General features: G+C 67.7%; 11 protein-coding genes. 9 read left to right on the plus strand and 2 right to left on the minus strand.

Annotation, left to right across the window (positions count from 1 at the left end; genetic code table 11):
- Positions 1-121 precede the first annotated feature (121 nt).
- Positions 122-2932, plus strand: coding sequence for a class I SAM-dependent DNA methyltransferase (locus tag JF597_RS39075; RefSeq protein ID WP_294008073.1), 2811 nt, complete (start codon positions 122-124; stop codon positions 2930-2932).
- Positions 2922-4127, plus strand: coding sequence for a restriction endonuclease subunit S (locus JF597_RS39080; RefSeq protein ID WP_294008075.1), 1206 nt, complete (start codon positions 2922-2924; stop codon positions 4125-4127). Before JF597_RS39075 ends, JF597_RS39080 begins: the two co-directional genes overlap by 11 nt.
- A 17-nt stretch (positions 4128-4144) precedes the next feature.
- Here the strand turns inward: JF597_RS39080 and JF597_RS39085 are convergent, their stop codons facing one another.
- Entirely contained in the window at positions 4145-4582 is a 438-nt protein-coding gene (locus JF597_RS39085; RefSeq protein WP_366916503.1) for an ATP-binding protein, read from the minus strand.
- A gap of 131 nt (positions 4583-4713) precedes the next feature.
- Here JF597_RS39085 and JF597_RS55775 point away from each other — a divergent pair, with 131 nt between their 5' ends.
- The 7 genes from JF597_RS55775 to JF597_RS39115 all read left to right on the plus strand — a co-directional run bounded on the left by JF597_RS55775 (position 4714) and on the right by JF597_RS39115 (position 11546).
- Entirely contained in the window at positions 4714-4953 is a 240-nt protein-coding gene (locus JF597_RS55775) for a hypothetical protein (protein ID WP_366916504.1), read from the plus strand.
- A complete protein-coding gene (locus tag JF597_RS39090; RefSeq protein ID WP_366916505.1) occupies positions 4887-5525 on the plus strand; it encodes a DUF5753 domain-containing protein in 639 nt (212 codons plus the stop codon). Before JF597_RS55775 ends, JF597_RS39090 begins: the two co-directional genes overlap by 67 nt.
- Positions 5522-5770, plus strand: a complete 249-nt coding sequence (locus tag JF597_RS39095; RefSeq protein WP_294008078.1) for a DUF397 domain-containing protein — start codon at positions 5522-5524, stop codon at positions 5768-5770. Before JF597_RS39090 ends, JF597_RS39095 begins: the two co-directional genes overlap by 4 nt.
- Before the next feature lie 366 nt (positions 5771-6136).
- Positions 6137-7003: a hypothetical protein gene (locus JF597_RS39100; RefSeq protein WP_294008080.1), complete on the plus strand. Its 867-nt coding sequence runs from the start codon at positions 6137-6139 to the stop codon at positions 7001-7003.
- Between the two features lie 157 nt (positions 7004-7160).
- Positions 7161-7922, plus strand: coding sequence for a type I restriction endonuclease (locus tag JF597_RS39105; protein WP_294008081.1), 762 nt, complete (start codon positions 7161-7163; stop codon positions 7920-7922).
- A 91-nt stretch (positions 7923-8013) separates the two neighbouring features.
- Positions 8014-10755, plus strand: coding sequence for a DEAD/DEAH box helicase family protein (locus tag JF597_RS39110; protein ID WP_294008083.1), 2742 nt, complete (start codon positions 8014-8016; stop codon positions 10753-10755).
- Positions 10756-10760: 5 nt separating this feature from the next.
- Positions 10761-11546 (plus strand): SprT family zinc-dependent metalloprotease, encoded by a 786-nt coding sequence (locus JF597_RS39115; protein WP_294008085.1) that lies wholly within the window; start codon positions 10761-10763, stop codon positions 11544-11546.
- 30 nt (positions 11547-11576) lie between these two features.
- On the opposite strand, the gene JF597_RS39120 is transcribed toward JF597_RS39115, so the two are convergent.
- Entirely contained in the window at positions 11577-12635 is a 1059-nt protein-coding gene (locus JF597_RS39120) for a C40 family peptidase (protein ID WP_294008087.1), read from the minus strand.
- Between the last annotated feature and the right edge of the window lie 77 nt (positions 12636-12712).

Here is a 12712-nt window from a genome sequence, read left to right on the forward strand (position 1 = left end):
GTCACTTCACGCGCACGGTGAAGAAGGCTCCCGGAAGACCGTAGGCTTCGGTTGCACCCTCGCGTCGCAACCCCACGTTGCCGCCGGAAGCCGATCACCAGTCACCAGGGGAGAGCCGTACGTGGCCAAGCTCACGCTCGCGCAGTTGGAACGCCATCTCTTCGCGGCGGCCGACATCCTGCGCGGCACCATGGACGCCGCCGAGTACCGCGACTTCATCTTCGTGCTGCTGTTCCTCAAGCGGGTCAACGACGAGTTCGAGGCGGCTCGCGAGGCGATCATCAAGGAGCGTCTGGCGGAGGGGGACAGCCAGGAGGAGGCGGAGGAGGAGGCCGAGTCGTACGAGTGGTATGACGCACATGGCGCGATCTTCGTCCCGGTGGAGGCCCGGTGGGACCGGCTGGCCGGCGCCGTCGACAACGTGGCCACTGAGTACCTCCAGCCTGCCCTGGACGAGCTCGAACGACAGCCCGGCAACAGCGAGCTGCGCGGCCTGTTCGCCCACGTCAACTTCAACCGCATCGGAGGCGGCGGCAGCGCCCGCAAGTCCGCCGCCGAACTTGCCGACAAGCGCCTCGCCTCTCTCATCGACCACTTCGGTGGCATCCGGCTGCGCGGCGAGGACTTCGAGTTCCCCGACATGATCGGTGCCGCCTACGAGTACCTGATCAAGGACTTCGCGGACTCGGCGGGCAGCAAGGGCGGCGAGTTCTACACCCCCCGCGCCGTCGTCCGCATGATGGTGGAACTGGCCCGCCCGCACGGCGACATGCGGGTGTACGACCCGTGTGTGGGCTCCGGTGGCATGCTCATCCACGCCATGGAGTACGTGGACGAGCACGGTGGCGACTCCCGCAACCTCGGCCTGGCCGGCCAGGACGCGAACAGCGGCTCCTGGGTCATGGCCACGATGAACATGCTGTTCCACGGCGCGAAGAAGTTCTCCCTGCGTACCGGCGACACCCTGACCGCCCCGCTGCACCCCGAGGGCGGCTTCGACCTCGTCCTCAGCAACCCGCCCTTCTCGATGGACTACAAGAAGGACGAGATCCCGCGCCTGCAGGAACGCATGCCGTACGGCGAGACGTCCGAGCGCGGCAAGGCGGACCTGATGTTCCTCCAGCACATGCTGGACATGGTGAAACGCCGTTCCGGTGCGGTCTTCACCGTCATGCCGCACGGTGTGCTCTTCCGTGGCGGCGACGAGCAGAAGATCCGCGCGAGGCTCCTCATGGAGCACGACCTCATTGAGGCCGTCATCGGCCTCGCGCCGAATCTGTTCTACGGCACCGGAATCCCCGCCTGCGTGCTCGTGCTGCGCCCGCCGAGCCGCCGTCGCCCGGATCGTCGCGGCAAGGTCCTGTTCATCAACGCCGACCGCGAGTTCCACGCCGAGCGGGCACAGAACATCCTGCTCCCCGAGCACATCGAGAAGATCGTCTCGACGTTCCACTCCTGGCAGGACGACGAGATCTTCGCGGACGTCCCCGGCTTCGCCTGCGCAGTCACGCGTGACGAACTGGCCGACAACGACTTCAACTTCAACATCCGCCGCTACGTCGACAACACCCCGCCGCCGGAACCGCAGGACGTCCGGGCGCACCTGGTGGGTGGCGTTCCGGTCGCGGAGGTGGAGGCCAAGAAGGAACTTCTGGACGCCTACGACATCAAGGTGTCGGACCTGTTCGACGTACGGTCCGAGGACCCTGCGTATGTCGACTTCCCACCGCCGGAACGCCGTCCCGACGCCGCGCGTCTCACGGAGCTGGCGAGCGGTCGGGAGCAGAAGCTGTGGGACGCTTTCGACGTGTGGTGGACGGCAGAGACGGACCAGATCGCGGCACTTGAACCGGCGTCCGGCGACGACCGCACCGAGCAGGAACGCAAAGCGCAACTGGCCCGCTTGCGGAAGGACCTGATCGGCAGCTTCGGGGAACGCCTGCTGGGAGTCGGCCTCCTTGACCGGTATGCCCTCGCGGGCGCGGTGGCCGGCTGGTGGCACGATGCGAAGAACGAGCTGAAGGCGTTGTCGGTGAACGGCTTCGCGGGCGTGGTCGACGGCTGGGTGGAGACGGTCGAGACGATGCTGGCCCCCGAACCGGACCCGCGCACGGGCGGCCGACGGGAGCGTACGGCGGCGGAGCGGCGGCAGGCCTACGACCACAAGGTCGTCGCCGCGATCGCGCCGAAGTTCCTGGAGGACCTCGCGGCGGCGGAGCGTACGCACGCCGAGCTGGACGCCAAGGTGAAGGCGGCGCAGGAGGCGGAGGCCGCGCTGGCGGAGGCACGCCAGGCGATGCTGGACGGCGACGACTCCGACGCCGATTCCGATTCTGAGTCCGGTTCGGGTGGGGGCGGTGGCATTGATCCCGCGCTGGCGGAGGCGGTGCTGAGCAAGACGGAGATGCGTGACCTGCTCAAGCGCCGTACGGATGCGAAGCGGCTGGTCGAGGACCTGGAGGACGGGTTCTGGCCGGTGGCGGCGATCCGGAGGAAACGGGACGCGGAGCGGGAGAAGGCCGCGAAGAAGAAGGGGGCGGCTGCGGGGGGCGCTGGTAAGGGCAAGCGGGCGGTTGCGGCGGAGGAGGCGGCGGCCGTTCAAGGGGCGCTGCTTGAGCTGGAGTTGCCGGTTGCCGCCGAGGAAGAGGCTGAGACCGACGTCGCTCAGCCGTCGCCGAAGGTGGGTCTCAAAAAGGCTCGCCGGGAGCTGGCGGAGAGGGGCGGGGAGCGGGACGTGGTGCTCGGCATCCTCCGCGCGGACCTTTCAAACAAGCTGGACGGGCATGTGGTTCGGCGGCGGCGGGAGTTGGCGGAGTCGTATCGGGTCTGGGAGCAGAAGTACGGGCTTTCGCTGCGCGAGATCGAGGGGCGGCGGGTTGCGGCTACGGAGGCTTTGAAGGGGTTTTTGAGGGAGCTGGGGTATGTCGGCTGAGCTCGATTTTCCGCCTAAACCGCTGTCTGAACTTGCTGAGGTGACGGGCGGTGTCACGCTGGGGCGTACCGTCCCGGAGGCCGTGAGTGTAGAACTGCCGTATCTCCGTGTGGCTAATGTGCAGGATGGCTTCATTGACACCTCGGATTTGAAGATGGTGCGGGTTCTTCAGTCAGAGGTGCAGCGGTATTCCGTGCGCAAGGGGGATGTGCTGATCACTGAGGGTGGTGACTTTGACAAAGTAGGACGAGGCGCCGTATGGGATGGGCGCATTTCTCCGTGTTTGCATCAGAATCACCTGTTCCGGGTGCGCTGCAATCCGGCCAAACTACTCCCTGAGTACCTCGCCATTTATCTGGCATCAGACAATGGGCGCCGCTACTTCTTGAGTATCGCCAAACAGACAACGAATTTGGCGAGCATCAACTCGACGCAGCTCAAGCGGATGCCTGTTCCATGCCCGCCACTGGAGGAGCAGCGACGTACTGTCGAGGTGCTCGAAGCGTTCGGGCAGCAGGAGCGTGCCATTGAAACGGCTATCGCCAAAGCTCGTTTGATTCGTGAGGAAGTTGCTCGCATTCTGTTGGCGCATCGGAATGCACCCATTGTAACTATCGCAGACGTTGCTGTCGTGGGTTCTGGCAGCACTCCGTCCCGCTCCCGTTCTGACTATTGGTCAGGAGGCACTGTTTCGTGGGTAAGGACGGCGGAGATCTGCTTCGACATAATTAATGAAACAGCGGAGCGCGTGACGGCGAAGGCGGTGGAGGAGACGGGTCTTCGAGTATATCCGCCTGGGAGCGTATTGCTAGCCATGTATGGAGAAGGCGTCACGCGAGGAAGAAGTGCAGTCCTGGGGGTCGCCGCGACTGTCAATCAGGCGGCTGCCGCCATCGTGTGTGATCCGCAAAAGATTGACTACAGGTACCTGCGCTATTGGCTGGAGGGACACTACGAAGAAATCCGTAAGATCGGCCAGGGTTCAAATCAGACCAATTTGAACGGGGCGCTTGTTGCGGCAATTCGACTTCCGCTTCCATCAATTGAAGCGCAGAGGTGGATGGTTGCCCCGGTCGAGGCGTTCGATGCCAGGCTAAAGTCGGATACGTCAGAGCTGCAGAAGCTTCGAACTCTTCGCCGGGGCATCGTCGGCAATTTGCTATCGAGGAACCTTACGAACTTGGCGCATATGTGATCAGTAACGCGGAGGAGCTAGGCGGTGCCGAGCGTCAACTCAAACCACAGCTCCTTTCCAATTCCGCTCCCCCTCCTGCCTGCACCCCAGTCATCCGCCAGTGCCGCGACCAATGCCAGGCCCCGACCCGACTCGGCGTACACAGAAGCTGTGCCCGGCGTCGGGAGCGTGTCGCTCGCGTCCGTCACCGTCACGCGGACTCGGTCGTCCGTGACCACGCAGCGGGCCCAGATCTCGCGGCCGGCCGGGACCTTTGCGTGGCGGTATGCGTTGGTCATCAGCTCGCTCAGGAGGAGTTCGGCCGTGTCGGTCAGCTCCTGCGGCAAGCCCCAAGAGGCCGCCTGCTCGCGGAACAACTCGCGTGCTCTGCCCACGCTTCGGGCGTGACGCGGCAGGCGCCATTCGATGTCCTTGGGGGCGGTCGTCGTAGGCAGTGAGGGGTGTGGGGACTGCATGTGCTCCTCATCCCTTGCGGCGCACTTTCGGTATTTGGCCAGATCACGGTCCCGGCTGACGCGTAGCCTCGCGAGTAACGGCGCGGGTACAGCAGGTGGTTGTACCCGGCGTGGACCCGGCGGAGGTGTGCGTGTCGACCGAGGTGAACTCCCAGCCGCCGATCGCCTGGCGGTATTGCGGCAGCCAGATCAAGATGTGGCGCACGGATGCCGGTGTCGGCCGGGAGGCGCTGGCCAAGGAGGCCGGGTACGACTACGAGTACGTCAAGTCCATGAGGACGGCCGACGTCGGCCCACACTGCGGTTGCTGCAAGTCGCCGACCAAGTGTGCGGGGCGGGCGGGAAGCTCGTCGCCGCGCAGGAGTATCTGAAGCCGGAGCCGCTCGCGACGTTATCGCAGGACTTCATCCGGTACGAGTCCGAGGCCATGGCGCTGAGTTCGTACGAGCCGCTGCTCATTCCCGGACTTCTCCAGACGGAGGAGACTGCCCGTGCGTTGCCCAAGGCTCACTGGCCACCCCTGGACGACGAAACGGTCGAAGAACGGGTGTCGGCCCGACTCAAGCGGCAGGACCTTTTGGGGAGGCAGACCCGGTCTTTCAGCTTCGTCATCGGCGAAGCTGCGTTGCGGAACAAGGTCGGCGGCCCCGAAGCGCATACGCGCCCACTGCGTCACCTGCTGACGGTGGCTGAGCAACGGAATGTGACCGTGCAGGTGCTGCCGACTGTCGGTGCCCATTCGGGGCTCAATGGGCCGCTGGTCTTGCTGGAGACGCCGGAGCACGAGCACCTTGGATACGAAGAAGGCCAGACGACAGGGGTGCTGTACTCGGACGCGGATCGGGTCAGCATCGCTATGCAACGCAATGCGATGATCCTTCGGCAGGCGTTGGGTCTTACGGAGTCCGCGCGATTCATCGGCAAGATGGCGGAGGAGCAATGAGCGGGGACCTGCGGTGGTTCAAGTCCAGTTACAGCGGCACTGAAGGAGGTAACTGCCTCGAAGTAGCCCTCGCCTGGCGGAAGTCCACCCATAGCGACTTCGAGGACGCTTCCTGCATCGAAGTCGCCGCCTGCCCCCACACCATCCACGTCCGAGACTCGAAGCTCGGCCCCCGAAGCCCCCGCTTCGCCGTCACCGAGGCCTCCTGGAGCGCCTTCCTCGCCCACGCCCGTACCGGCGCTTGAGCTTCGAGTCTCAAGGCTCGGGAGTCGAGATCCGTTTGTGAGGAATGGGTGGTTGGGTTGAACCCACCACCCGCCCTCCCTGGGGTCAACCCGCCCCGCTGCCAGCCGTCATGACTTTTCGTGACCAGCTTGCGACGCGCCGTCGCCACCCTCTAGCGTTCGCGACAACAAACAACCCCGGTCGGGTGTTACCAGCACCCGCCGGGGTCTCACCTCAAGATCGGTAAGGACGATCTCGTGGCTTGCGAAAACTCTAACGTCGCCCTGCCCACCCCCGCACACCCCATGGCCAACCCCGGGTACGGGAAACGCACCGTCCCTGCCGAGCCCGGCACAGCCACCCGTACCGGCGCTGACATCTCCCACTTGCCCGAGCGCGAGGCCTACATCGCAGGCTTCGTCGACCGCCTCCCCGACGGCGCAGCCATGGACGTCAAGAGCCTCGCCAAGGCCGTGCCCCTCTACGGCCAGCAGGCCGTGCGTACCGCCCTCAACGCCCTCTCGCGTGCGGGCCACCTGCACCGGGTCCGTGGTCTCGCCGCAACCAGCGAAGGCGGTACGCGCTGGGTGTTCCGCACCTTCTGGTCTCGTACCGTTCGCGATGACGCCTGGTGGGCCCGCTTCCTGGACGGTGAGGAACGGGAGATCAGTGCCCGGCTGGGAGAAGTACCGGCCCTGGACCATCAGTCGACGAACCACGTCAACTCCACACCTGACCAGCCCACCTTTTCCAGCGACCCGCTCCCCGACACCGCCTACCGCGCCCTCGCTCGACTCGGCACCGTCGAACCCCGGCTCGCCCTCTCCGCCGCCGACTGTGACGCTCTCACCGACCTGGTTCTCCCGTGGCTGGAGCGAGGTGCGAGCGCTGTTTCCGTGATTAAGACCCTCACTGCCGATCTGCCCGACACCGTCCACGCCCCGCGTGGGTTCGTCGCCCGCCGCCTGCGCGACAAGCTGCCCCCAGCCTCAGCCCCAGCTCCGGAACAGGACCTGCCCGCCTCCCCGTTGCCCCGCCCCCGCCGCCTCATGCCAGAGTGCACCGACTGCGGCGTCCCCGGACGCCCCGCGGCCTTCGTCGGCGGCCTGTGCCGAGGGTGTCGTAGGGACGCCGTACACACCGCCCCGGTGGCACCGCCCCAGCCCAGGCCACCGGTACCCCGTCACACCGCAGTCGCCCTCGCACGCGACGCCGTCGCCGCCCGCGACCGTCGACAACCGGCCAAAACCTGACCGGTCCCGGCACCCTAGCCCCCGGCCGCCCCCGGAGACGTGTCACGCGCACCCCACCCGTCGCAGAATGGGAACCGTCGACGGCCGCACAACCGTTGGCCCATCAGCAGCGCGCAGCGCAACGTGGCGCGGCGCACGGGGGAGGGGCACGCAGTCCATGACGCGGGGTACGGCCGAGAGAGACGAGACGGAACAGCCGGTCATCGACCAGTTGAAGGCGATGGGGTGGCGGCACGTCCACGGTCCCGACCTCAGCAAGGCCGCCCCCGACGGTGACGAGCGGGCGTACAGCGACCTTCTTCTGCTGAAGCGGCTGCGGGCCGCCGTGCAGCGCGTCAACCGGCTGCCCGGCGGGGGCGGGGCCTGGATGACGGACACCGATGCCGATGCCGCCATCGACGACCTGCGCCGTACCGCCCGCAACGTGGCCACCACCTCGCTCGTCGCGGTCAACGGTGAGGTGACCAGTCGGCTGATCAAGGGGACGCCTGTCACCGGTGACGAGGAGCACCACCACGGGTCCACCGTGCACGCCCAGCTCATCGACTGGGATCTGGAAGGTCTCGACGACGCCGAGATCCTTAAGAGGAACGATTTCCTCGTCGTAAACCAGTTGCGCGTGCGGACCTTCGACGGCGCGGAGATCGTCCTCGACCTCGTGCTGTTCGTGAACGGCGTCCCTCTCGTCGTCATCGAGTGCAAGGGACCGGATGTCAAGGACGCCGTCGGTGAGGCCATCCGTGACCTGCGAGGGTACGCGGGTGTACCGATCGACGATGACGACGCGTGCGACCGTCGTGATCCGCGTTCGCAGGTGCCCGAGTTCTTCGCGCCCGTGCAGTTGCTCGTCGCCGCCGCAGGGGAGCACGCGGCGCTCGAAGGACTTCGCCAGCGCGCTGCAGGCGGTACGGCGGGGTGACGGCAGCCGGCTGCTCGAACCGGGCGGGGCGCCGAACGACCGGCATCGTCTCGTCGGGATCGTTCTCAAGCCACGCAATCTGCTGAACATCGTGCGGCACTACGTCTTCGAGATGCCCGTGAAGACCAAGCCGGGAGAGCCGCCCGTCACCGTCAAGGCCGTGTGCCGGCACCAGCAGTACCGTGCCGTCGAGAAGATCGTCCGGAAGCTGCGTACCGGGAGGACAGTGGACGATCCTGCCGCCGGACAGGACGAGCGCGGTGGGGTCATCTGGCACACCCAGGGCTCCGGCAAGAGTCTCACCATGGCCTTCCTCGCCCGTCGGCTTCACACCAGCCGCGACCCGCAGCTCAACCGTTTCACCCTGCTCGTCGTCACCGACCGCAGACAGCTGGAACAGCAGCTGGCCGCCGCCGTCCGGGTCGGCGGCTCCGACGTCCGGGTCGCGCAGTCCCGCTCCGACGTGGAAGGCATGCTGGAGCGTGCGGGCAAGCGCGGTGGACGCGCCGTCGTCTTCACGATGATCCAGAAGTACCTCGGGCGGATCCCCGGTGTCGTCGGCACCGGGGACGGTGAGTCCAGTGACGACCGGGATCCGGTGGCGGAGTTCGAGGCCGCGCAGGAGCGGCTCGCCGAGGGCGCCTCGGAGGAGGAGGCATCCGACCCCACCCCGGGTGAGACGGCCGTCGACGAGGTACGGCGGCAGTTCTCGGAGTGCAGCGACTCGCCGTATGTTCTGGTCCTCGTCGACGAGGCGCACCGGTCGCACACCTCCGTGCTGCACGCTTGCCTGCGTGACTCCGTGCCGAAGGCGGCCCGGGTCGGTTTCACGGGTACGCCGATCATGAAGGGGCGGCTGACGGACACCGGCCGTATCTTCGGGCTGGAGCCGGACGGCACGTTCCTCGACTCGTACCTCATGGACGAGGCCGAGCGGGACAAGGTCGTCGTTCCCGTCCGCTACGAGGGACGCACGGGTCCGGCCGGGGTCCGCGACACGGACGAGCTGAACGCCAAGTTCGAGAACCTGATCGCCGAGTTGCAGGCCGATCGGCAGGCCAGGATGCGCAGGCAGCTCAAGCCGACCAGCCGTACCGTCGCCGAGTCGCGACCGGTGATCAGGGCCAAGGCCGTCGACATGCTGGAGCACTATGTCACCGGGCCGCTGACCGGTGGATTCAAGGCGCAGGTCGCGGCCGTCAGCCGGAGTGCCACTGTGCTGTACCGGCAGATGCTGGAGGAGGCGCGAGCGGAACTTCTCGACAGGGTGGTGGAGTTCGATCCCGAGTCTCTTCGGCACAAGGACATCACCGACTACACCTGGGACGATCTCGTGCTGCTGCGGGCGTGGCAGTACCAGGAGATCCTGCGCAGGATCGACTTCGTGCCCGTCATCTCGGCGGGCAGCGAGAAGAAGCGCGGTCAGTGGCGTGAGTGGACCGATCCGGTGGCCCAGCAGCAGCACATCGAGCGCTTCCTGGAGCCCTTCCCGCAGCTTCCGCCGGACAATCCGTGGGTGACGCGCCGCACCCCCGAGGAGGACCGGGCGCCAGCGGGCAGCGGCGGCAGTAACCCTTGGAGCGGGTCCGCCCGGCCGGAGGCCGAGGAGACGCGGCCCGTCGCCTTCCTCATCGTGAAGTCCATGCTGCTCACGGGGTTCGACGCGCCCATCGAGCAGGTCCTGTACCTCGACCGTCCCATCCAGGACGCCGAACTGCTGCAGGCGATCGCTCGCGTGAACCGGCCGCGCCGAGGCAAGTTCGAGGGACGCGTGGTCGACTACTACGGCGTGCTCAGCGATCTCGCCGTCACCCTGCCCGCGTACAAGGGGGACGGTCGGACGCTCCGGTCCGTGCGCAGCCTCACGGACGAGGTTCCGGAGATGGAACGGACCGCGAGGGAGCTGCGGGACTTCCTGGCCGGTATCGGCATCACCGGGCTCGACAGCCCCGGTGGTATCGCGCGCGGCATGCTCACGCTCGCCGACGAGACCGTGCGCTCCGAGTTCGACAGCCGTATTAGTGGCTTCCTCACCGCGCTGGAGCGGGTACTGCCGCACGAGGCCGCACTGAAGCTGATCCCCGAGGCCCGCGAGTGGACGCTGCTCCAGAAGCGCGTCCGCAGGCACTACCGAGACGCGGAGGGCGGAGAGTTCTCCGTGCGGGCGTATGGGCGCAAGGTGCGCGCCATGGTGGCGGACCACCTCGAGCTGCCGGAGATCGAGCAGGTCATCGCTCCGGTCTCCATCCTCGCGCCGGACTTCGACGAGGTGGTGGGGCGGATACCCGATGTGCAGGAATCGGCCGCGGAGCAGGTGCAGGCGTTGCGCTACCACCTGGAGGAAAGACGCAGGACGGAAGACCGGCCGGTGCTGCGGACGCTTTCAGAGGAACTGGAAGCTGTTCTGGAGGAGTTCGCAGGACGCTGGGACGAGATCAAGGTGCGCATCGGGCCGCTGATCGACCGGGCCCGGCAGGCGGAGGAGGTCGATCCCGAGGTCGCCGACCTGACGCCGGGGGAGCAGCAGCTCTACACCAAGCTCTCCGACCGGATGACCGAGGACGCGGCCTTCGACCTGCCCGAACCCGCCCTCCTCAGAAACGTGACGGTCGAACTGGCCGCGATCATCGAGCGGCATGTGTCGAGTGCTGCATGGGCGGACAGCGAGGCCAGTCTGGACTCGCTGCAGAGCGAGATCTGGCGTGGCCTGCGCAAGGCGGGCGTCAAGGCGCGAGATCGCGGGCGGGAGCCCCTGCGGAACCTTTCACAGGCGCTGACCGGGCACGCCCAGCGGCATGCGGCGGCGTTCCGGACCGCAGCTCGGGGACAATAGGCGGCGTGCCGACGACAGCCGACCTGACCGACCCGTGCCGAACCGTCCTGGAGGACGGTCAGGTGGTCGTGGTGGGCGGCCGGGACTTCCGGGTGGCCGTCAGCGCCCGCCGCCGACGTCTCGGCCTCACGGTGGAACGCGACGGCTCCCTGGTCCTGCATACACCCCAGGACTGTGACATCCAGCGTGCCGAGACCTTTCTGCGGGAGGGGCAGGCGTGGCTCGCCGATAAGTTGCGACGGCGTGCCGAACACCCGCCAGCCCACCCCGAACGGAAGTTCCGGGACGGTGAGCCCTTCACCTATCTGGGACGTGGCTACCGTCTGTTGATCGACGGCGAAGGGCAGGCCCCGGTCCGGCTCCATGCCGGGCGGATGGTGATCGGTGAAGGACTCGCGCGGGATCCGGTCCAGGCCCGTCGCGCGCTCGTTGCCTGGTACCGACGGGCCGGACAGCGCTGGGCGCAGGGCAGGCTCCAGCCGTGGGCCGCCCGTATGGAGGTCCGTGAGCCCGACATCGTCGTACGCGATGTCGGTAACCGCTGGGGGACGTACCGGCCGGGCGTCGGTGGCCAGGGGACCATGGCGCTGCACTGGGCCCTGTTTCAGCTGCCCGCGCATCTGGTCGACTACGTCATCGCGCACGAACTCGCCCACATCAGGATCCCGGGACACGGAGCCGACTACTGGGCTCTGCTGCGTCAGGCCATCCCCGAATGCGAGGACCGCAAGAGCGAACTGGACGACCTTGGCCGTCGACTGTGGCTCGGAGGCGTCGACGGTGGCGCGTGACACCTGTCCCACCGCTGCGCTGGTGACCTGTCACACCACCCGCGTCGCCCCCGCGAACGGCATCTCGTCGATCGGGGCGATCCGTACCGGCGCCGACGGGTTGGGCGCGTGGATCATCTGGCCGTTGCCGATGTAGATGCCGACGTGACTGATGCCCGAGTAGAAGAACACCAGGTCACCCGGCTGGAGTTCGTAGCGGGAGACGCGGCGGCCGGCGTTGATCTGGGCGTAGGTGGTGCGGGGGATGGAGACGCCTGCGGAGCGGTAGGCGGCCTGGGCGAGGCCCGAGCAGTCGAAGGCGTCGGGGCCGGTCGCGCCCCAGACGTAGGGGCTGCCGAGCTTCGAGTACGCGTAGGCGATGGCAGCCGCGGCGCGGGAGTCGGTGGCGGCGACGCCGCCGGCGGTCAGGGGGGCGCGGGCGTCCGCAGCGGAGCGGGAGGCGCGTCCGGTGCCGTCGTCCGCCGCGACCGCCGACCGCTGCCCGGGCGACAGCCGCTCCAGCAGCCGGCGCGCCTCGTCCAGTTTGCCGTTGACGGCGGTCTTCTCGCGCTTCAGCTCGGCCTGCCGGGACCGCAGCGACGTCAGCTCGACCTCTGCCGCTCCCTGCAACTGCTCGACCCCCCGCAGCTGTTGCCGGACCCGTGCCACCGCACCGGCCTGCCGGTCGCCGGCCCGCTCGGCGAACGCCGCGTCGTCCAGGTACTGGTCGGGGTCGCTGGACAGCGCCAGCTGCCAGGCCGGGTCGATGCCGCCGTCGCGGTACTGCGCGGCCGCGAAGGAACCGAGCGCGTCCCGGGCGGAGTTGAGCTTCTGCTGGGCGCGGGCGGTCTCGTCCTGCAGCGACTTCAGCCGGCGCTGGGCCGTGTCGGCCTTGTCCTTCGCTCCGTCGTACTTCTGGGTGGCCTCCTCGGCCTCCTGGTACAGCTGGTCCACCTTGGCCTTCACCTGCGCCGGTGTCAGTTGCGGCTCGGCGTTTCCGGTCCCTTCGAAGGCCGTGGCGGTGGCCGCGCCCGCCAGGGCGAGGGTGACGGCCGTGCGGGCCGTACTCCCGCCGAGCGAGCGCTGTCGGGGCTTGCGGTGCGCTGCCACCTGGACTGTCCCGTCCTTTCGTACGACCGTCGTCGCGTCCGTGGGCACGCCAGGGGGAGCGTCCGTCCGGCCGCGGG

It is taken from the genome of Streptomyces sp. (assembly GCF_019510245.1).
Classification (GTDB): Bacteria; Actinomycetota; Actinomycetes; order Streptomycetales; family Streptomycetaceae; genus Streptomyces.

What these genes read in the sequence shown, in the direction of transcription:
- JF597_RS39080 (WP_294008075.1), top strand. Translation starts at nt 2,922, where the DNA reads ATGTCGGCTGAGCTCGATTTTCCGCCTAAACCGCTGTCTGAACTTGCT.
- JF597_RS39085 (WP_366916503.1), bottom strand. Translation starts at nt 4,582, where the DNA reads ATGCAGTCCCCACACCCCTCACTGCCTACGACGACCGCCCCCAAGGAC.
- JF597_RS39095 (WP_294008078.1), top strand. Translation starts at nt 5,522, where the DNA reads ATGAGCGGGGACCTGCGGTGGTTCAAGTCCAGTTACAGCGGCACTGAA.
- JF597_RS39105 (WP_294008081.1), top strand. Translation starts at nt 7,161, where the DNA reads ATGACGCGGGGTACGGCCGAGAGAGACGAGACGGAACAGCCGGTCATC.